This window comes from Novosphingobium sp. P6W (assembly GCF_000876675.2).
Taxonomy (GTDB): domain Bacteria; phylum Pseudomonadota; class Alphaproteobacteria; order Sphingomonadales; family Sphingomonadaceae; genus Novosphingobium.
Map to the genome: position 1 here is coordinate 566,472 of NZ_CP030353.1, position 18,958 is coordinate 585,429.

The window sequence follows — 18,958 nt, forward strand, 5'->3', positions numbered from 1 at the left end:
CAGCGCTTCAGGTCTCTGCGAACCAGGCCTCAAGCATTGGCTGCAGTTCCCGGCCCACCAGTTCCAGAACCATACCGCCTGCCGGATCGGTCACATAGGCCATGTTGCCATACCGCTCCTGCGGCGAGCCTTTGGCCGCCATCACGCGCCAGCCGATGCCCGTCAGGCGCTCCACCTCGTCGCCGACATTCGTGGCCCATATGCCGGTGTGGCTGACGCTGCGCATCAGTGCCGGGTCGTAGAAGCTGCCCTTCGGCCCCTTAATCAGTTCCAGCCGATGCGGGCCATGCCGGGAATAGACCGCATCGATCTCAACGTCGCACCAACCCTGACCTGCGATCCACAGCGGCAGCGGGCGATAGCGGTGGACCGGTGCCCATTCCACGCCGAGCGAGCGCGCATAAAAATCCTGTGCCTGCGCCATGTCGGCCACGGCGATGCCGGTGTGGAAGATGAGACCGGGATCGATGGTCATACGGGCCCTTCAACAGACAAAAGGCCGGCGCGCGAATTTGCGCGCACCGGCCAGGAGAGGATAGGTGTCCGCCAGAACTGACCGGGGCGGACGATCCGGGATGCCGTGCCTCAGTAGTGGTATGTCACCTGCAACTGCACCGTGCGCGGCGTATTGGCATAGCCACGCTGGTCGCCCAGAACGCCGGCAGCGGTGCCCGTGCCCCTGCCGGTGGCCGGAGAATCCAGCGCGCCCGAGATGACGAACTGATTGGTCAGGTTCTTGCCGATGACGGCAAGGTCCCAGCCTGCTTTCGACTTCAACGTCAGCGAGGCATCGAGGTTCACGTACCTGGGCTGCGTCGCCAGCGGATTGGCGAAGGGCGAGGCGTTGTAGCTGCCGGAATAGCGCGCATCCGCAGACAGCGCGACCGACATGCCCTGGCTGACATCCGTTTCGTAGCTGGCGCCCACGGCGCCGGTCCAGCGCGGTGCATTGGCGGTAGGCTTGCCGCTCAGGTCCTGCACGAACAGACCGCCGTAAGGGCTGGCCGCCGTGGTGCTGCAACCCTGCGCGGGAGTCTGCCCGGTGACGCAAGGGGCGATGAATTCGAGATAGCGCGCCTTATTGTAGTTGATCGCGCCGCGCAGGATCAGGCCCGGCACCGAATGCGGGGCGAACTCGGTCGAGACTTCGATGCCCTTGGTGCGCGCCGAACCGGCATTGGTGGTGACATAACGGAAAGTCTGGGCTTCGAAGAAGTCCACCTGAAGGTCGGTGTACTTGTAGCTGTAGATCGCCACATCGAAGCGAAGCTGGTTGTTCAGAAGCGTAGTCTTCACGCCGCCTTCGAAGCCCTTGGCACGCTCCGGACCGAACGCAAGATCTCCCGGTGCCGAAGCCTGGGTGTACGAACTCTGGTTGGAGAAGCCGCCCGACTTGTAGCCGGTCTTGAAGCCGCCATAGATATTGACGTTGGGCACCGGCTTGTACGACGCGGTAAGTTCAGGGCTCCAGTTGGTGAAGGTCTGGTCGGCATAGATCGGGTCGTTCAGGCGGTTGATCTGGCCGGGACGGTTGACTGGATGGACAAAGAAGCTGTCCTTGGTCTCATGCGTATAACGGATGCCGCCGCCCAGTTCGATTTCGGGAATGACCTTCCAGGTAACCTGCGCAAAGGGCGATATCGTTTCGCCCTTGGTGTAGGAATCCTTGCCGAACGCGACATATTCCCACTCGGGACGCTGGGTGCTGACGCGCACGTTGCCCGAATAGACGTACTGGTCCGATTGCAGCTTGGTCTTCTGGTACAACGCGCCGACCATGATGTTGAGCGGGCCGTCGAGATTGGTCTGGGCGCGCAGTTCCTCGGAAAACGCGGTCCACTTCTCACGCGATCCGACATAGATCTGGGTTGCGCGCTGCTGATAGTCGCTGTCCGTCAGCCAGCGGTTGTTCTGGTGCTGGAAATTCGTGGCCGATGTCAGCGTCACGTCGCCCAGTTTCCATTCCAGATTGTTGGTGGCCTGGAACGAGCGATACTTGGTGTAGAGTTCGCCATCATCGCGGGCGAAGGGGAAGTTCGCGGCGATCTCCTTGGGCATCTCGTTGTGGTAATACTTCCAGTCACGCTTGCAGCGCACAGTGGGCTGCAATGTGCTGAACCCGTTGGCGCATGAGAACACGATGTTGTTCCAGGCGCCGTCGTTGGTGGTGCTCTGGTTGGCAGAAACCTTGAAGGTGTTGGTGATGTTGTCGGTCGGCTCCCACTTGAGCGTGACGCGGCCCACCAGTTCGCCTTCCTTCGGGCCCGTGCGGTCGCCCGGCGCCGCGACGAGGTTCTGCACCGGTCCGCCCGCCTGGTCGGTCACGGTGAAGGGCTGCGCGGTTGCATAGTTGCGGGTGTAGCCGCCAAACATCTTGGACCCGCGCAGCGCCACGCGAATGCCCAGCGTGTCAGTGATCGGGGTGGAGATCATCTGCTCGATGTAAGGCCGCTTGGCCCGGATTTCGTAGCCGACGCGCGTGGATGCCTCGAAACTGGAGCCGGGGTCGGCGGTCGTGATGGAGATCACGCCGGCGGTGGCGTTCTTCCCGAAGAACAGCGCCTGCGGCCCCTTCAGCACCTCGATCCGCGCCAGATCGAAGAAGCCTTCGTTCAGGATGCGGCCGCTGGCGTAGTAGATGCCGTCGACGATGATCGCGGTTGACGATTCGATGCCCAATGCGCTGGCCGGAGTGCCGATGCCGCGCAGCGAAATCTGCGCGCCCGACCCGGTGGTCGCGCGTCCGACCGTGAGGTTGGGCGTGGATGCAGCGATGCGCTCGATATTGGAGATATCCTGCCGGGCGATCTGCGCCGGCGAATAGGCCGTCACCGCGACCGGAATGTCCTGGAGAGACTCCGTGCGCTTGCGGGCGGTAACGACGATCTCCTCAAGGCCGCCAGTGGGCTGCGCCGCCTGCGGAGCCGCTTCCTGCGCCATGGCGGCGCCGGACAGGCCCAGCGCGGACGCCGAAGTCAGCAGCCCGGCAACCAGGCATGTGCGATGGAAATTTTTCAGGTCCTTCATCCTCTTCCTCCCGGTCATCTCCATACTGCGGAGGATGCCTTATTTTAGAATTGAAGGCGGTGCCCTCGCCCGGATTCAGTGCCGGATCGCAGGGCCTTGCCAGTCTTCACCCATTCCCAGGACGGCCTGAACGATTCGTACGTTGCCGCTCCAACTTATTTTCTGTGCTGCTTCATGCGCAAGTCAGCTCATCTTGACAATAAAAAAGTCGATCATGATTGCTTTTTTAGGGAGTGGTGTTGCCACTTTGCCGGCCTTGCCTGCGGGCTTGCGCCAAAGGTGCAGCCGAGAGCGCCTCACCTTACGCAATTGAGCTAGACTTATTAGCTGCTCAAGGCCATGTTCAAGGGCGACACGCGGCACCGGCGCCTTCAAGCGCCCCTGCTCGCCGAACGAAAACATGTATGGAGAGGCGAGCGATGCCCATCGAGGCTCGAATGAATCGCAGTGCGGCCCACCGCGTCCGAAAGGTTCGCTGATGAGCGCGACCGACTACGATGTGATCGTCATCGGCACCGGCGCGGCCGGGCTGAGCGCGGCCGCACTGGCCGTCGAAAACGGCGCCAGCGTGCTGATGGTGGAAGCGGCGGACCGCACCGGCGGGTCGAGCGCATTGTCGGGCGGGGTGTTCTATGCCGCCGGCACTTCGCTCCAACGCGAAGCCGGGATCGCGGACGACACCACCGAGGCGATGTACCAGTATTACATGACGCTCAACCAGTACAAGCTGGAAGCCTCGCTGGTGCGCACCTTGTGCGAGCAGTCGACCGAGGCGTTCGAATGGCTGCGCAGCGTCGGCGTCGGGTTTACCACCAACAACCTCTACGCCTCGGGCGTCGACAAGATGCGGCGCGGCCACCGCGCGACAGGCGACGGCGCCGGCATCGTCGAGGGGCTGGAAGGCTTCCTCTCCGGCAAGGCGGTCGATACCGTGCTGGAAACGCGGGTCGAAAGCCTGCTGGTGGAACGTGGCCGCGTTGCCGGGATCGTGGCGGACGGCCAGCCGGTGCGCAGCAATGCGGTGGTGCTTGCCACAGGCGGCTTCGGCGCCAGTCCCGAGATGCTGGCCCAGTTCTATCCCGACGCCGCGCGCTACGGCGACCTGCACTGGTACATCGGCGCACCCACCTGCCGGGGCGATGGCATCAAACTGGCGCAGCAGGTCGAAGGGCAGGTCAGCCAGCACAATCGCGGCTTGCTGCTCATCACGCCAGGCTTCGCGAAAGACCTTGAAAGCTACCTGCCCGGCTGGCTGATGATGGTGAACCGCGATGGCCGACGCTTCGTGGACGAGACCATCGAATATTCCGTCCTTGCCGCCGTGCTGGACGAACAGCCGGGGCAGGACTGCTACGCCATCTTCGACGAAGCCTCGCGCCTTGCCTCGCGCACGACCCGCTACCGCCCCGCGCCAAGCTGGACCGCCGAGCGCCTTGCCGAGCATGTCGAGGCCGGCACCCTGGTGCGCGGCGCCACTCTGGCAGAGCTTGCGGATGCGCTGGGCCTCCCTGCAAAGCGGCTGGCCACCACGGCCGAGCGCTACAACGAATTTAACCAAATAGGTGTCGACGGAGACTTCTTCAAGCCCGCCGAAATGCTGCGCCCTGTCGCCGAAGGGCCGTTCTATGCCGCCCACATCCGCCCCGGCATCATCTGCTGGACCGGCACCGGCATCCGCATAGACACCCAGGCCCGGGTGCTGGACGCCGCCGATCGGCCGGTGCCCGGCCTTTACGCTGCCGGGGAAACGACCGGCGGCATGTTCGGCCAGTGCTACGCGGCGGGCGGTGCCTCGATCGGCAACGCCGTGATCTTCGGCCGCATCGCCGGGCGCGGCGCGGCCCTGGAAAAGAACCGCATGACAAGGAGCGCAATCGCATGACGACCGAAACCAGGACCGTCGACGTGCTGATCGCCGGCAGCGGCGCGGCCGGCCTGACCGCTGCCGTCACCGCGCGCCGCGCCGGTCTGGACGTCCTTGTGGTCGAGAAGGAAGCCGTATTCGGCGGCACCACCGCCACCTCGGGCGGGGTGCTGTGGGTGCCCGGCAACCACTATTCGCCCGGCATGCAGCGCGCCACCGGCCAGAGCGACGATATCGAGAATGCCCGCGCCTACCTGATCGAGGAAACCGGCAACTACATCGAGCCCGACCGGGTGGAGGCCTACCTCGACACCGCGCCGCGCATGGTGCGCTTTCTGGAGGAACAGAGCCACGTCCGCTTCTACGGCATGGACTATCCCGATTATCACTCGGAAAGCGCGCATAGCTCGATCGTCCGTTCGATCGGCACCGTCGATTACGAGGCCCGCGCGCTGGGCAAGCACCTCAAGAACCTCAAGCAGCAATTGCCGCAGACGCTGTTCCTGGGTTTTGCGGTGGGTTCGGGCGTGGAGATGATCCAGTTCATGAAGGCCGGCCGGTCGGTCAAGGCGCTGGGCTTCGTGGCGAAGAAACTGATGAAGCACTTTGCCGACGTCCTGCGGTACGGCGAAGGACAGCAGGTGGTGCGCGGCCGTGCGCTGGTGGCGCGCCTTGCCCGCACGCTGTTCGACCTCGACGTGCCGATCTGGCTGTCCTCTCCCGTCGGCACGCTGACCCGCGAGGACGGGCGCGTCACCGGGGCGGAGATCGTCACGCCGAACGGTAAGGTTCTGGTCACCGCGCGAAAGGGCGTGGTGCTGGCCTGCGGCGGCTATCCCAACGACCCCGACCGCCGCGCCGCGACCTTCCCCGCGCCCGCCGGCAACCACGACCACCGCAACCCCACAAACCCCGGCAACACCGGCGACGGCATCCGCCTGGCCGAAAGCGCGGGCGGCGTGTTCAACGGCAACGTCGCTCACCCGGCGCCGTGGATGCCGGTTTCGGTGATCCCCGGCTCCAAGGATTTCACCGGAGTGTGGCCCCATCTGATCGACCGCCAGAAGCCCGGCTTCCTTGCCGTGCGCCCGGATGGCCGCCGCTTCGGCGACGAATCCAGCGCCTATCACGATTTCGTACCGCAGATGATCGAGGCCAGCGAGGGCGATACCAGCGCCTTCGCCTGGCTGATCGGAGATGCGGCGGCGGTGAAGAAATGGGGCATCGGCATGGTCCGTCCCTTCCCCATCCCGCACGGCAAGCACTTGCGCAGTGGCTACCTGAAGCGGGAGGATACGCTGGAGAAACTGGCGCAGGTCTGCGGCATCGCCCCCGCTGCGCTGGTCGCCACGGTCTCCGCCTTCAATGCCAATGCGCAGGCCGGCGTCGATCCCGATTTCGGGCGCGGCGGGCGCGTCTACGATGTCTATCAGGGCGATCCCGAACATCAGCCCAACACCTGCCTGGGGCCGCTGACCAAAGGGCCGTTCTATGCCGTGAAGCTGGAGGCCGGGATCATCGGCACCTTCGCGGGCCTAAAGACCGACCGCCACGCCCGCGTTCTGAACGATGGCGGCGCGCCGGTAGGCGGCCTCTATGCCGTGGGCAACGACCAGGCCAACGTGTTCGCAGGCGCCTATCCCGGTGCGGGGGCGACGATCGGCCCGGCCATGACTTTCGCCTATATCGCCGGACGCCATCTTGCGGGGCAGGAGGCGTGAGCGAGGAGTTCGACTTCATCGTCAGCGGCGCGGGGTCTGCGGGCTGCGTGGTCGCCGCAAGGCTCAGCGAAAACGGCAAGTACACCGTCCTGCTACTGGAGGCCGGCCCCGCCGACACCGCGTTCTGGATCAGGCCGCCGATGGGCTATCCCATGCTGTTCTCCAACCCCACGGTGAACTGGATGTTCGAAAGCGAGCCGGAAGCCCAGCTGAACGGCCGCCGCATGTATCAGCCGCGCGGCAAAGTGCTGGGCGGCACCAGTTCGATCAACGGCATGCTCTATATCCGGGGCAACGCGGCCGACTATGACCACTGGCGCCAGCTTGGCTGCGAGGGGTGGAGCTTTGCCGATGTCCTGCCCTTCTTCCGCAAGAGCGAGGACCAGCAGCGCGGGCCCAATGCCTATCACGGCACCGGCGGCCCGCTGACCGTATCGGACCAACCCGGCCGCTCCAAAGTTGCCGAGGCCATCGTCGCGGCCGCGCAGGAAGCGGGCATTCCCTATAACCCGGACTTCAACGGCGCCGAGCAGGAAGGCACCGGCTTTTTCCAGACCACCACGCGGGGCAACCGGCGCTGGAACACCTCGCAGGCCTACCTCAAACCGGCGCGGGGGCGCACCAATCTCAAGGTCGCGACTGGCGCCCATGCCACCCGCGTGCTGATCGAGAACGGCCGCGCGGCGGGCATCGAGTACCGGACGAAAGCGGGCCTGCAAACAGCGCGGGCGCGGCGCGAAGTGATCGTATCGGGCGGGGCTTTCGGATCGCCGCAATTGCTCCAGCTTTCGGGCATCGGCCCGGCCGCGCACCTTCGCGAGCGCGGCATCGCCCCGCTGGTCGACCTGCCGGCCGTGGGCGAGAACCTGATGGACCACTTCTATATCTCGCTGATGTTCCGCTGCACGCAGCCGATCACCATCAACGAACTGGCCAACAGCCCCCTGCGCCAGCTCAAGGCCGGTATCGACTATGTCCTGTTCAAGCGCGGCCCCTTGGCCAGCAACGGGATCTTCGCCGGCATCTTCACCCGCACCGACGAGCGGCAGGACCGCCCCAACCTTCAGGTCAACACCAACATCTGGACCGTGCAGAGCCGCACCGCCGCCGGCATGAAGGCCCACCCCTTCCCCGGTTTCACCATGAGCCCGGTACACCTCAACCCCCGCGCCACCGGCACCGTGCGCCTGCGCAGCGCGGACCCCTTCGCCGATCCCGAAATCCGCCAGAACTTCCTGACGGAGCGGACCGACGTGGAAGCGATGATCGCCGCCATCAAGGTCGTGCGCGGCGTCGCCGCCCAGCCTGCGCTGGCGCCTTACAACGCGGGCGAAATCTCGCCCGGCGCCGATGCCCGCAGCGATGACGAGATCGAAGCCTACGTGCGCGCCAATGCCATCGCCAACCTGCACCCCGTCGGCTCGTGCCGCATGGGCGTGGGCGAGGACGCCGTAGTCGACCCGCGCCTTCGCGTGCGCGGGGTGACGGGCCTGCGCGTGGCGGACGCCTCGATCATGCCCAGCCTGCCCGCCGGCAACACCAATGCCCCCTCAATCATGATCGGCGAAAAATGCGCCGCCATGATCCTTGAGGATGCCCGCTGACATCTACCGGAGAGAAAACCATGTCCAGCCTTGAAGACCGTATCGCCCGGCTCGAAGCCGAATCGCAGATCCGCCAGCTCATCGCGCGCTACTGCTTCACCATCGACGACCGTGACATCGACAATATCCGCGCCCTGTTCGCGCCCGATGCCGTGCTCAAATCCGCCGACGGGGTGATGAACGCCACCGGCGTCGATGCGATCATGACGCAGTACGACGGGCGCTTCGACGTCCTCGGCCCGGGCCACCATTTCATGCACGACGTCCAGATCGACTTTGTCGGCGATGGTTCGCAGGAGGCCACGGGCCGCGTGATCGGTCATGCGGAACTGTGGCGGAACGGCAAGATGATGGTCACCGCCATCCGCTACGACGACAAGTACAAGAACACCGATGCAGGCTGGAAATTCGCCGAACGCACCATCGGTTTCCTTTATTACGTGCCGATCGAGGAATACCCCAACATCCTCGCCACCCCCTTGCGCAACCATGCCTATGCCGAGCCGAAACCGGCGGATTTCCCGGAAAACCTGCCGACATGGGTCGCCTACGAAAAGTCACGCGGCAGGGGATAATCGCTGTCCTCCCCCGACGGGGAGGACAAGCAAAAACGCCCGCCGGCGAGCGCGGGGTAACGCCAGGGAAATTCAGCGGACGGGCTGCGGCCGGCGCTGGGTTTGGTCGCCAGCATCAGGCGACTAGTGCTGGGCCCTGCCTTTTGTCTGCGAACGGCTGGTAAGGGGCGTGACCTCGTGGGACTTCCAGCTCGACCCGGCGGTGCATGGGGGTGAGGGGGCGGGTTCGCACCCTTGCCCTCTTCCCTGAGGGCACACCCTCAAGTTCATCCACGCATCCCTGATTTGCGGCTTGTCCGGTCCGCACCGGACGCCGGCCGCGCCGGGAACATGGAGTGTCAGCTACACACCCCCGACCCGTCACGTTGCAGCATATAACCTATATGGTTATAAATGTCAAGCGGTGTTTGAGGGCTTCGACAAGCTCAGCCTGAGCGGGTTTAGGGAGTGGTTGGTCTTGTAGACTTTCAAAACTCCCCAACCCCGCTCAGGCTGAGCTTGTCGAAGCGCCCCGCAACAAACCCCAAGCCTCACCCGATCATCGCTTCCACTTCCTCGCGGATGATCTTGCCGCTGGCGCTGCGCGGAAACGCCTCCATCGCGATGAAGCGCACATGCCGGGGGCGCTTGTACCCCGCCAGCGCATCGCGGCACAGCTGCAGCACCGCGCCTTCGTCAAGCGAGGCATCGTTGCGGGCGATGACGGCCACCGGCACTTCGCCCCACTGCGGATCGGGCTTGCGCACGACGATGGCATCGTTGACCCGCGCATCGGCGAACAGCACCCGCTCGATCTCGGCGGGATAGATATTCTCGCCGCCGGACTTGATGAGGTACTTGGAGCGTCCGACGAAATCATACCCCTGCGCGGTGCGGCGGAACAGGTCCCCCATGTGGAACCAGCCGCCCGCGAAGCATTCGGCATTGGTGGCGGGCGCGTTCCAGTAGCCGCTGAACAGCGTGGAGCCGCGCACGCAGGCCTCGCCCGTCTCACCGTCGGCCACTTCGTTGCCCGCCGCGTCAAGCAGGCGCAGGTCCACCATCATGCTCAACTGCTTGGGGAAGGCATCGGGCATGGCGCCGACCGGGATGAGATCGGCGGACAGCGGCGGCATTCCCGTCTCGGTCGCACCGAAGGAATTGAGATAGGGCGCGCGCAAAGCCCGCGTGATCGCCGCGATCGTGGCCGATGGCACCAGGTCCGCCATGCAGCCCACCGCCTTCACCCCGCGCACTTTCGCCTGCCGCGCGGCAAGGCGTTCCAGCAGCGGTTCGATCGTGGCAGGCACCAGCATCAGCCAGCCGATGGGAAATTCTTCCAGCGCATCGACGATCGCATCGGCATCGAAACCGTCGACGATCACCCCGGTGCCGCCGCACATCAGGGTTGCCAGCAGATGTTCCGTGCCGCCCATGTGGAACATCGGTGCCCAGGATACATAGGCGTCGGTCATCTCCACCCCCATGTCGAGGCGCATGGCGCACATGCGGGCGATCTCGGCGCGGTGGCTGATGACCGCCGCCTTGGGCAGGCCGGTGGTGCCGCTGGTGTAGATGATGAGCAGGCCGTCCTCGCCCTGCGCCGCGCTTTGCGTTTCGGCCCAAGCGCCCGGCGCTGTGCCCAGCGCATCGATGGCGGCGACGGGGCGGCCCTTCGCCAGCGCATCCGCCGCATCCCGGTAGCGCGGCGAGGCGACCAGCAGTACCGGCTCCACAAGGTCCACGCAGTGATGAAGTTCGGCCTCGGCCAGCCGCCAGTTGAGGCAGGCGGCGATCAGCCCCAGCTTGGCGCAGGCCAGTTGGGCCGCCGTATATTCGAACCGGTTTTCGGAAAGGATAGCGATGCGCTGCCCCCGCTCCAGCCCGCGCGCGGCGAAATCGGCGGCAATGGCCTCCACCCGCGCCAGCAGTGCGGCGTAGTCCAGCCGCAGATCTCGCTGGGCGATTGCCAGCGCATGGGGCGTCGCCCGCGCCCGCATGGCGACAAGATCATAGACGCTGGCTGAAAAAGCCTTCTCCATCGTCATCGCAATCTCTCCCGTTTTCTATTTCTATTCTTGCTTTGAGAACGACGTGACCTGTCTCTAAGGCCAGTTCGGCATCGCAGGTCGTGCCGTCCTCATGCCATGTGCCTTGTGCGGTCACGCCGTCGCCGGCCAGCACATTACCCATCAGCGCCGCATCCACGCAGCGCACCTGCGCGCCCGGCTGCGCTTCCATCACCATGTTGAGCAGGTACGCCAGGTTCGTCGGCCCAGGATTGACGGTGCGCGGACCAAAGCCCAGCGCCTCGGCGGCGGCGGGATCTAGGTGGATGGCGTTGTCATCGCCCAGCGCCTCGCACCACAGCGCCATGGCTTCGGCGGGGACGGAGGGGATTTCCCAGCGGCTCGAGGTCATGTGAGCGCCGGCATGATGGTGGTCAGCCGCACCCGCGCGCGCCGGTTGCCGCCAGCGCTGACGGTCATGCCCAGCGTCAAATGATCGGCCGCGCCGAAGCGGCGGCTGCTTTTGCGTTCCAAGGCGACGACGCTGGTTGCCACGTCATAGCGCGTATCGACGGTCAGCGGCGCATCGTAGTTGATCCGGCACCGGCCCAGCACCGCGCCGCTATCGAACGCGAGGCCAAGGCCCCGGCACACGTCGCCCACGCGGCTACCCATGCCGCCCAGCGCGGCGATGAAGGCGAAGATCGGATGGGCCTCCACGCCGCCGCGCACCGGGGCCGCGCAGGAGCTGCGAATGGCATCGTCCAGCGTGGCGGAAAGGTCGAACACGCCGGGCGGAATGACATAACCGGGACCTGTGATGTGAAGGGGATCGATGCCGTTCATGCCTCTTCCACGTCCGGGCCTGTCGATCGCCCGTTTGATAAGATCGCCTGACTTGTTGCAAGTCGTCCGATTGCGCGTAAAGCTGCCGTTTGCCCCGACGAGAGTCAATCACAAATGAGGATAGTTCAATTACCATGCGCAGCCCCGCGATGAAGCCCGGCAATGCCGAAGCCGAGCCGCTCGCCTGGCGGCGGCGCAAGGATTTTCGCCCGCAGGAGATCCTCTCCGCCGCGCGGCAGCTGATTGAGGAGGAAGGCGCCAAGGCCACGTCGATGGCCAAGATCGCCAAACTGGCCGGCGTGTCCGAAGCGACGGTCTACAAGTATTATGACAACAAGCAGGAACTGGTGAACCATGTCCTGACCGACTGGGCCACGCCTTTCGTCGAGCGGCTGACCGGCGAGTTGCAGCACATCGCGGACCTGCGCACTCAATTGACGCTTATCGCCGTTCGCTTTCTCCGCTCGATGGAGGAAACGCCCAAGCTGCACCGCGTTTTCTACCAGGAACTGCGCTGGTCCGACTACCGGGGCACCACCCTTCACGCCCAGAACCACACCTTCGCGCAGACCGTGGTGGACGCGGTGGAACGCGCCAAGGGACAAGGCAAGGCGCGCGCGGACGTCGACCCGGTAATGATCCGCGACATGCTGTTTGGCGGCCTGGAACACATCGCCATGCGCACCAGCTTCATCGGCCGCCCGCTCGACATCGATGCCGAGGCGACGCGGTTCGTCGACGTGCTGCTGGGCGGTGTTCTCATGGCTCCGGCAGCGCCAGCGCCGATCCCCGACGTGGACCGGCTGGCCGGACTGGTGGACCGGATGGAGACGCTGCTGGACGCCAGAAAAGAAGGATAAGTCAGGCAGACTTACCTGCCAGCGCGATGACCGCGCGGGTTGCGGCCACGGCGCGTTCCACCCTCTGCGCGGCGTCCATCCCCGCCTTGGCATCGTCGGCGCGGGGGACTTCGATCTCGATCACCGTCCCCTCGCGCAGCGCCGCGACCAGTTCCACCAGCGGCAGTTCGCCCTGCCCCGGCAACGCGCGTGACCGTACCGCCTCAGGCCACCACTCCTCGCGCGGGCGGGATAGCGGGCCGTCCGAAAGCTGGGCGTAGCCGACGATATCGGCTTGTGCAGCAAGGTCGGCCACACTGCCGCCGTTGCGGAACAGGTGCAGCGCATCGCACACCAGTTGCCCATTCGCCCGACCCGCCGCGCGCACGATCGCGGCGGCGGAGACGATGTCCGCCACGCCGGTGAAAGCGTTGAATTCCAGCCCCGCCACGATCCCGTAAGGCGCCGCAAGATCGCAGAATGCGGCGAAGCGCGCCGCGCCTTCCTGCCGCCCCGACACCTCGTGGATATGCGCGGTGGCTTTGGTCGCCCCCAGCGCCGCGCCGGTTTCCAACGCCTTTGCAAAGCCATCGAAATCCTCGCGCCCGTCGAGCGGGAACACTTCGAGGTTGCACAGGCTCACCCCTGCATCCGCCATGCGGGCGTGCAGGTCCGGCACGTCGGCGGCAGTGACAAGCGGGTAGCGGCCGCGCGCCGCCTCGGGCACGTAGGTAAACAGGCAGACATGCGCGCACCCCGCCTGCCCCGCCAGTTCGACCAGCCGCGCGGGCGGCGCATCCAATGTGGTAAGCTGGTGCAGCGACAGGGGAAAACGGTCCGCTCCGCTCATCTGGCCTCTCCTTCGGCGCGATCTGCACACGTCCATGCGATTCGCTTGATTGTCGCCGTGAACATATCCATAAAAGACATTCATGGATGTCTTTTTTTATGTCGATCCATGCGCTAGGAGAGAGGGTTAGAGGCCATCGTGGGAGAGCGCCGCTTGCCTGTGAAACGCACCAGCGCCGACAGGTCCCGAACGGGGCTGCAGGTCGGCGCTGACGAACCGACGATGCAGGCGCTGAAAAGCGCCCAGACCCGCGCGCGGCTGATCGATGCGACCATCCGCGTGCTGGTGCGCAGCGGCTATGCCCGCACCACGACGCCGCAGGTCGCCATCGAGGCGGGGCTTTCGCGCGGGGCCATGCTGCACCATTTCGACAACGGCATCTCGCTCATCAAGGCGACCATCACTCACCTTCACGAACGGCGGCTACGCGCCTTTCGCCGCGCAGCAGAGCGCAGCGCGCTGGACCACAACGCGATGGTCCGCACATACTGGCGCCAGATCCAGAAACCCGCGTTCATCGCCTTTCACGAACTGGCCGTGGCCGCGCGCACGAACGCCGAACTGGCTGCTGTACTGATGCCCCTGCAGGTGGAATTTCGCGAGCGGTTCAACCAGCTTGCGGTGCAGCTCTATCCCGAATGGCAGGCCAGCCCGCAGCGCTTCGCCCTTGCCATGGCCGTTTCCCAGGCGACCATGGAGGGCATGGCGGTCAACCTGCTGACCGGGGCGATGGATGCAGCATTGGTGGAGCCGCTGCTCGATTCGCTGGAGGAGCAGATGCACGCGCTGCGGCCCGCCTCGGAAGGTCAGGCCGCGTGAGGCATACCCCACCCGATCGCGCGCCGCAGCAGTTCGTAAAACACCGGATAATTCCACGCGCAGCGCTGGGGATGCGGCCAGAACTCGGCGACCGGTTGGAGGTCGTAATGGCCCCGGCAGTGCCCCAGCGTGAGGTACAGGACCCGGCCTTCGCCCACCTTGCGCTCATACAGCACGGGCACCTCGGCCTCGTCCCAGTCGGCATCGCGAAACTCGTCGCAGCGGCCGGTGAAGCTGGTGTGCAGCAGCACGTCGATCTCGGCCGTGCGGTGAGTGAGGTAGAGTTCATCCTCGACGCGGAAATCGCGCAGGCCCTCGGTCATCTCGTGGTCGCCGCGCGTGACGAAGACCTTGAAGGGCGCGATCGGCGGGTGGCCCGCAAAGCGCGTGCCCAGCATCCGGCTGAAAGCAGGAACCTCGTCAGGCGTATCGACCACGCCGTCGGCGCCGAAACGCAAGATCGCATTGGTGCCGTGCAGCGCCAGCCAGCGCCCGCCGCGCGCCAGGAAAGACTCCAGCGCAGCGACCTGCTCCGCGCCGTCCGGCATCAGGTCGCAGGTGTAGGTTATCAGCAGATCGGCGGCCGCAAGGCTCGCCAGGTCGCCGTAATCGGCGGCAACCGAAGTTCGGATCTGCGGGCGTTCGGCCAGCAGCTTGAGCAGTTCGAGACGGGCAAAATCGATGTCGTGGAATTTCCCCGCGGCAATCAGGTGAACCTTCATTTTGGCAAACTCCCCTCGTGCATGCGTAGCGCGTGCACGAGGATACGTTCGGGAAGATACTTGGCAATGACCGGAGAATTTCGATGAGTGGACGCGGCAAGGGACCGCTGGCGGGCGTGAAAGTGCTGGACCTCACCAGCGTGCTGATGGGGCCGTACGCAACGCAGATCTTCGCCGATCTGGGCGCGGACGTCATCAAGGTGGAAAGCCCGTCCGGTGACACCACCCGCTTCATTCCGCCCGGCCCGGATGCATCGCGCGGGGCGATGTTCCTCAACGTCAATCGCGGCAAGCGCAGCGTGGTGATGGACCTCAAGCAGCCGGAAGCACGCGCCGCCCTGCTGCGCATGGCCGAAAGCGCTGACGTGTTCATCCACTCCATGCGCTCCAGCGCGATCGGGCGGCTGGGGCTGGACTATGCGGCCCTGCGAGGCGCGAACCCGAAGATCGTCTACGCCAACCTCTACGGTTTTGCGCGAAGCGGACCCTACCGCGACTACCCCGCCTATGACGACATCGTGCAGGCGGCCTCGGGCATCGTCGATCTGCAAGCCCGCCTTTCCGGCGGCGAGCCGACCTATGCCGCAACCGTGATCGCCGACAAGGTGGCCGGGCTGACCGGCGCCTACTCGGTGATCGCCGCCCTGTTCGCGCGGGAGAAAAACGGCGTCGGCCAGGAGATCGAGGTGCCGATGTTCGAGACGCTGGTCTCCTTCGCCATGGTGGAGCATCTGTGCGGATCGCTGTTCGTGCCGCCCGAAGGTCCGCCCGAATACCCCCGCGCCACATCCGAAGCGCGGCGCCCCTATCGCACGGCGGACGGCTACATCGGCGTGATGATCTACAACGACAAGCACTGGCGCGCCTTCTTCGATGCGCTGGGCAATCCCGCATGGTCGCAGGACCCGATGTTCGCCTCGATGCGGTCGCGCACGCAGAACATCACCGCAGTGCTGGCCAAGGTCGCCGAGGTGATCGAGGGGCGCAGCACCGCCGAATGGGTCGATCTGCTGCGGCAGGCGCATATCCCGGCGACCGCGATCAAGAGCCTGACCGACCTGCTGGACGACCCCCATCTGGTCGAGACCGGCTTCTGGCAGGAACGCGAGACCGACCAGGGCACCCTGCGCTTCCCCGGCATTCCCACGACCTTTTCCGAAACCCCCGGCGCCATCGGCGATCCCGGCCCGGCGCTGGGCGGCGAAAGCGAAGCCGTACTGCGCGAGGCGGGCTTCTCGGACGAGGAGATCGCCGATCTCATAGCGCGCGGCGCAGTGCAGGCAGCGGCATGACCAGCCCGGCAAGCCATTGGCGCGAGGCTTTGGCGCAGGGCCGGTTCCTGCTCCAGCGCGCGGGCGATGGCTGCGCGATCTTTCCGCCGCGCCTTGCCGCTCCGGGCAGCGGGGCGGACGATCTGGAATGGATCGAGGCGTCCGGGCTGGGCACGGTCTACACCCTGTCATGGGTGCAGCGCAGACCGCCGGCGGAGCCTTATAACGTCGTGTTGATAGACCTCGACGAAGGCGCCCGGTTGATGAGCAGGGTGGAGGGCGCTGACCCGGAAACCCTGCGGATCGGCCAGCGCGTGTCCGCTTTCATCGACAGCAGCGGCGAAGAGCCCGTGCTGCTTTTCCGCGCCTTGGAGGACTGACCATGGGCGATATGTTCCCGCGCGGCCGCACCGCGATTGCCGGCCTGGCCACCTTCGGCGTGGGCGAGACGCCCGGCTACAGTTCGATGGAGCTGACCGCCAAGGCCGCCTTGCTGGCGGTGGAAGATGCCGGGCTGACCTTGCCTGAAGTGGATGCGCTGTTCATCTGCCAGCCCGACGATTTCTTCGCGGGCCTGTCCTTCGCCGAATATCTGGGCCTGCAGCCGCGCTATACCGACAACAACCGCACCGGCGGCTCTGCCTTCATGAGCCATATGGCCAGCGCGGCGCTGATGCTGGAGGCGGGCTATATCGACTGCGCGCTGATCGCCTATGGCTCGAACCAGCGCAGCAATGGCGGCAAGCTGGCGACGAAGATCACCAGCAACGCCTGGGACGCGCCTTATGCGCCGCTGTTCCCGCTGACCTCCTATGCGTTGGCGGCGGCGCGGCACATGCATGAATTTGGCACGACCCGCGAGGACCTTGCCGCCGTGGCGCTGGCCGCGCGGGCCTGGGCGAACACCAACCCGGAAGCTTTCGCCAAGGGTCCGCTGACGATGGAGGACTGCCATTCCGCGCGGATGATCAGCACGCCGATCTCGGTGCGCGACTGCTGCCTCGTAACCGACGGCGCGGCGGCGATCGTGATGACCCGCACCGACCGCGCGCGCGATCTGGCGGCGGCGCCCGTGCCCCTGCTGGGCGCTGCGGCGGCAACATGGTGGAACTCGGTTGCGCAGTCGAAGGATGTGACCGTCACCGCCGCGAAGGAATCCGGCGCGCGGGCGATGGCGATGGCGGGGGTCACCCCGTCCGATATCCAGACGGCGCAGCTCTACGATGCCTTCACGATCAACACGGTGCTGTTCCTCGAAGACCTTGGCTTTTGCTCCAAGGGCGAAGGCGGGCGCTTCGTGAGCAGCGGCGCCATCGCGCCGGGCGGCAGCCTGCCGGTGAACACCAACGGCGGCGGGCTGTCGTGCTGCCATCCCGGCATGTACGGACTGTTCGCGGTGATCGAGGCGGCGCGGCAGATACGCGGCACAGCGGCGAACCAGCTGCCCGGCATCGACCTTGCACTGGCACACGGCAATGGCGGCACCCTGTCCAGCCAGGCAACGGTGATACTGGGCAGCATGGCAACGGTCTGACCCGTCAGACGATGCCCGCGCCCAGCCCCACGGCCTTGCGTTCCTGCGCCTTGCGGTCACGCCAGCGGCTTTCGCGGTAGGTGCCTAGCACGTCGATCGCGCCGCCCGCATCGAGGCGCGCCTTTGCGAGGATCGGCGAAACGTCGACGGTATAGGCCCGGCGCAGCGCCTGGAAGGCCATCATCGTATCGTTGGCCTCCTGCGCCAGATGCAGCGCTTCGCGGTCGACCAGCAGCGCCTTGGCATAGCACGAGCCGATCGCCTCGGCCGAGGAAAGCATGGATTCGATCGGGTCGGTCACATTGTGCGACTGGTCGATCATATAGCTGGGCGCAAAACCATCGCGCGGGGCCAGTTCCGCCTCGACCAGTTCGTTGAACACCAGGAACAGCTGGTGCGGGTTGATCGAGCCGGAATCGAGGTCGTCGTCGCCGTACTTGCTGTCGTTGAAGTGGAAGCCGCCCAGCTTGCCGAAGCGGTGAAGCCGCGCCACGATCTGCTCGATGTTGACGTTGGGCGCGTGGTGGCCAAGATCGACAAGGCACTTCGCCTTGGGGCCCAGTTCCTGCGCGGCGAGGATCGAGGAACCCCAGTCGCTGATGACCGTGGAATAGAACGCCGGCTCGAACATCTTGTGTTCCAGCAACATGCGCCAGTCATCCGGCAACGCGGCATAGACCTGCGCAGCCGCTTCCAGATAGCGATCCAGGCTGCGGCCAAGGTCCTGCTGGCCGGGGAAGTTGGTGCCGTCGCCCACCCACACCGTGAGGTCGGTGGAGCCAAGCTGGCGGCCGATCTCGATGCATTCGATATTGTGTTCGACCGCCTGCTGGCGCGTCGCCGCCACTGTCGAGGACAGCGAGCCGGTTGCATAAGTCTGCGCCTGTCCCGGCTGGTCCTGGAAGGTGTTGGAATTCACCGCATCGAAGCCAAGGCCAAGGCTGGCCGCCTCCTCGCGCAGGCCTTTGTAATCGGCGACCTTGTCCCACGGGAAATGCGGAGAGACGCGCGGGGTCAGCCGCGAAAGCTGGTTGATGACCGCGCAGTCCTCCAGCTTTTCGTGGATGTTGGTCGGCTCGCCCGGAATGGGGAACTTGGCGAAGCGGGTGCCGCCCCGGCCTGCGCCCCAACTGGGCACGGCGACCGAGAACCCGGCCAACTTGTCCTTCACCGCGTCGATGGCGATGCCCGAACGCTCCAGCTTGCGTCCCAGAGCTGCGTATTCATCGTCCAGCGCCTCTACCATGCGGGCGTTGCCTTCGGCGATCATTTCGCCCGAAATCGGCAGGTTGGTCATG

18 protein-coding genes are annotated in these 18,958 nt (G+C 65.6%); 9 read left to right on the plus strand and 9 right to left on the minus strand.

Features of this window, described 5'->3' with window-relative positions; all coding sequences use genetic code 11:
- Positions 1-7: 7 nt before the first annotated feature.
- The 3 genes from TQ38_RS18985 to TQ38_RS18995 form a co-directional block, all read right to left on the minus strand.
- Positions 8-475 carry a VOC family protein gene (locus tag TQ38_RS18985; protein WP_043975670.1) on the minus strand — a complete coding sequence of 156 codons (468 nt, stop codon included), beginning with the start codon at positions 473-475 and terminating at the stop codon, positions 8-10.
- A 110-nt stretch (positions 476-585) separates the two neighbouring features.
- Positions 586-3,027, minus strand: a complete 2,442-nt coding sequence (locus tag TQ38_RS18990; RefSeq protein ID WP_043975672.1) for a TonB-dependent receptor — start codon at positions 3,025-3,027, stop codon at positions 586-588.
- 183 nt (positions 3,028-3,210) lie between these two features.
- Entirely contained in the window at positions 3,211-3,429 is a 219-nt protein-coding gene (locus TQ38_RS18995) for a hypothetical protein (protein WP_043975674.1), read from the minus strand.
- 76 nt (positions 3,430-3,505) lie between these two features.
- On the opposite strand from TQ38_RS18995, the gene TQ38_RS19000 reads away from it, so the two are divergent.
- Genes TQ38_RS19000 through TQ38_RS19015 form a run of 4 tightly spaced genes read left to right on the plus strand, consistent with a single transcriptional unit; the run spans position 3,506 to position 8,791 of the window.
- The gene (locus TQ38_RS19000) at positions 3,506-4,909 is read left to right on the plus strand and encodes an FAD-dependent oxidoreductase (protein WP_043975675.1); all 1,404 of its coding nucleotides are present in this window, start codon (positions 3,506-3,508) and stop codon (positions 4,907-4,909) included.
- Positions 4,906-6,612 (plus strand): FAD-dependent oxidoreductase, encoded by a 1,707-nt coding sequence (locus TQ38_RS19005; RefSeq protein ID WP_043975676.1) that lies wholly within the window; start codon positions 4,906-4,908, stop codon positions 6,610-6,612. Before TQ38_RS19000 ends, TQ38_RS19005 begins: the two co-directional genes overlap by 4 nt.
- A complete protein-coding gene (locus TQ38_RS19010; protein ID WP_043975677.1) occupies positions 6,609-8,216 on the plus strand; it encodes a GMC family oxidoreductase in 1,608 nt (535 codons plus the stop codon). The genes TQ38_RS19005 and TQ38_RS19010 overlap by 4 nt, the downstream gene beginning before the upstream one ends.
- Before the next feature lie 20 nt (positions 8,217-8,236).
- Positions 8,237-8,791 (plus strand): nuclear transport factor 2 family protein, encoded by a 555-nt coding sequence (locus TQ38_RS19015; protein WP_043975678.1) that lies wholly within the window; start codon positions 8,237-8,239, stop codon positions 8,789-8,791.
- Between the two features lie 530 nt (positions 8,792-9,321).
- Here TQ38_RS19015 and TQ38_RS19020 read toward each other — a convergent pair.
- The 3 genes from TQ38_RS19020 to TQ38_RS19030 are packed head-to-tail and all read right to left on the minus strand — an operon-like array spanning position 9,322 to position 11,625.
- Positions 9,322-10,818, minus strand: a complete 1,497-nt coding sequence (locus tag TQ38_RS19020; RefSeq protein WP_052505731.1) for a class I adenylate-forming enzyme family protein — start codon at positions 10,816-10,818, stop codon at positions 9,322-9,324.
- Positions 10,781-11,191 (minus strand): MaoC/PaaZ C-terminal domain-containing protein, encoded by a 411-nt coding sequence (locus TQ38_RS19025; protein ID WP_052505732.1) that lies wholly within the window; start codon positions 11,189-11,191, stop codon positions 10,781-10,783. The genes TQ38_RS19020 and TQ38_RS19025 overlap by 38 nt, the downstream gene beginning before the upstream one ends.
- Positions 11,188-11,625 carry a hypothetical protein gene (locus TQ38_RS19030; RefSeq protein ID WP_043975680.1) on the minus strand — a complete coding sequence of 146 codons (438 nt, stop codon included), beginning with the start codon at positions 11,623-11,625 and terminating at the stop codon, positions 11,188-11,190. Before TQ38_RS19030 ends, TQ38_RS19025 begins: the two co-directional genes overlap by 4 nt.
- Before the next feature lie 134 nt (positions 11,626-11,759).
- Between TQ38_RS19030 and TQ38_RS19035 the strand changes: the two genes are divergently transcribed.
- Positions 11,760-12,485 carry a TetR/AcrR family transcriptional regulator gene (locus TQ38_RS19035; protein ID WP_043975681.1) on the plus strand — a complete coding sequence of 242 codons (726 nt, stop codon included), beginning with the start codon at positions 11,760-11,762 and terminating at the stop codon, positions 12,483-12,485.
- A gap of 1 nt (position 12,486) precedes the next feature.
- Here TQ38_RS19035 and TQ38_RS19040 read toward each other — a convergent pair whose 3' ends face one another.
- A complete protein-coding gene (locus tag TQ38_RS19040) occupies positions 12,487-13,314 on the minus strand; it encodes a sugar phosphate isomerase/epimerase (RefSeq protein WP_043975682.1) in 828 nt (275 codons plus the stop codon).
- Between the two features lie 159 nt (positions 13,315-13,473).
- Here TQ38_RS19040 and TQ38_RS19045 point away from each other — a divergent pair, with 159 nt between their 5' ends.
- Positions 13,474-14,133: a TetR/AcrR family transcriptional regulator gene (locus TQ38_RS19045; protein ID WP_043975684.1), complete on the plus strand. Its 660-nt coding sequence runs from the start codon at positions 13,474-13,476 to the stop codon at positions 14,131-14,133.
- On the opposite strand, the gene TQ38_RS19050 is transcribed toward TQ38_RS19045, so the two are convergent.
- A complete protein-coding gene (locus tag TQ38_RS19050) occupies positions 14,121-14,855 on the minus strand; it encodes a ThuA domain-containing protein (RefSeq protein WP_043975686.1) in 735 nt (244 codons plus the stop codon). The two genes, TQ38_RS19045 and TQ38_RS19050, sit on opposite strands and share 13 nt — an antisense overlap.
- A gap of 83 nt (positions 14,856-14,938) precedes the next feature.
- Here TQ38_RS19050 and TQ38_RS19055 point away from each other — a divergent pair, with 83 nt between their 5' ends.
- Genes TQ38_RS19055 through TQ38_RS19065 form a run of 3 tightly spaced genes read left to right on the plus strand, consistent with a single transcriptional unit; the run spans position 14,939 to position 17,660 of the window.
- Positions 14,939-16,147: a CaiB/BaiF CoA-transferase family protein gene (locus TQ38_RS19055; RefSeq protein WP_043975687.1), complete on the plus strand. Its 1,209-nt coding sequence runs from the start codon at positions 14,939-14,941 to the stop codon at positions 16,145-16,147.
- Positions 16,144-16,506 (plus strand): Zn-ribbon domain-containing OB-fold protein, encoded by a 363-nt coding sequence (locus TQ38_RS19060; protein WP_043975689.1) that lies wholly within the window; start codon positions 16,144-16,146, stop codon positions 16,504-16,506. Before TQ38_RS19055 ends, TQ38_RS19060 begins: the two co-directional genes overlap by 4 nt.
- Positions 16,507-16,508: 2 nt before the next feature.
- A complete protein-coding gene (locus TQ38_RS19065; protein WP_043975690.1) occupies positions 16,509-17,660 on the plus strand; it encodes an acetyl-CoA acetyltransferase in 1,152 nt (383 codons plus the stop codon).
- Positions 17,661-17,664: 4 nt separating this feature from the next.
- Here TQ38_RS19065 and TQ38_RS19070 read toward each other — a convergent pair whose 3' ends face one another.
- Positions 17,665-18,957 (minus strand): TIM barrel protein, encoded by a 1,293-nt coding sequence (locus TQ38_RS19070; protein ID WP_043975691.1) that lies wholly within the window; start codon positions 18,955-18,957, stop codon positions 17,665-17,667.
- Position 18,958 lies beyond the last annotated feature (1 nt).

Excerpts from the sequence above, each read along its gene's own strand:
- TQ38_RS19060 (WP_043975689.1), top strand. The coding sequence starts at position 16,144 with ATGACCAGCCCGGCAAGCCATTGGCGCGAGGCTTTGGCGCAGGGCCGG.
- TQ38_RS19020 (WP_052505731.1), bottom strand. The coding sequence starts at position 10,818 with ATGACGATGGAGAAGGCTTTTTCAGCCAGCGTCTATGATCTTGTCGCC.
- TQ38_RS18985 (WP_043975670.1), bottom strand. The coding sequence starts at position 475 with ATGACCATCGATCCCGGTCTCATCTTCCACACCGGCATCGCCGTGGCC.
- TQ38_RS19055 (WP_043975687.1), top strand. The coding sequence starts at position 14,939 with ATGAGTGGACGCGGCAAGGGACCGCTGGCGGGCGTGAAAGTGCTGGAC.
- TQ38_RS19005 (WP_043975676.1), top strand. The coding sequence starts at position 4,906 with ATGACGACCGAAACCAGGACCGTCGACGTGCTGATCGCCGGCAGCGGC.
- TQ38_RS19025 (WP_052505732.1), bottom strand. The coding sequence starts at position 11,191 with ATGACCTCGAGCCGCTGGGAAATCCCCTCCGTCCCCGCCGAAGCCATG.
- TQ38_RS19015 (WP_043975678.1), top strand. The coding sequence starts at position 8,237 with ATGTCCAGCCTTGAAGACCGTATCGCCCGGCTCGAAGCCGAATCGCAG.
- TQ38_RS19070 (WP_043975691.1), bottom strand. The coding sequence starts at position 18,957 with ATGACCAACCTGCCGATTTCGGGCGAAATGATCGCCGAAGGCAACGCC.
- TQ38_RS19050 (WP_043975686.1), bottom strand. The coding sequence starts at position 14,855 with ATGAAGGTTCACCTGATTGCCGCGGGGAAATTCCACGACATCGATTTT.
- TQ38_RS18990 (WP_043975672.1), bottom strand. The coding sequence starts at position 3,027 with ATGAAGGACCTGAAAAATTTCCATCGCACATGCCTGGTTGCCGGGCTG.
- TQ38_RS19065 (WP_043975690.1), top strand. The coding sequence starts at position 16,509 with ATGGGCGATATGTTCCCGCGCGGCCGCACCGCGATTGCCGGCCTGGCC.
- TQ38_RS19040 (WP_043975682.1), bottom strand. The coding sequence starts at position 13,314 with ATGAGCGGAGCGGACCGTTTTCCCCTGTCGCTGCACCAGCTTACCACA.
- TQ38_RS18995 (WP_043975674.1), bottom strand. The coding sequence starts at position 3,429 with ATGTTTTCGTTCGGCGAGCAGGGGCGCTTGAAGGCGCCGGTGCCGCGT.
- TQ38_RS19030 (WP_043975680.1), bottom strand. The coding sequence starts at position 11,625 with ATGAACGGCATCGATCCCCTTCACATCACAGGTCCCGGTTATGTCATT.
- TQ38_RS19000 (WP_043975675.1), top strand. The coding sequence starts at position 3,506 with ATGAGCGCGACCGACTACGATGTGATCGTCATCGGCACCGGCGCGGCC.
- TQ38_RS19035 (WP_043975681.1), top strand. The coding sequence starts at position 11,760 with ATGCGCAGCCCCGCGATGAAGCCCGGCAATGCCGAAGCCGAGCCGCTC.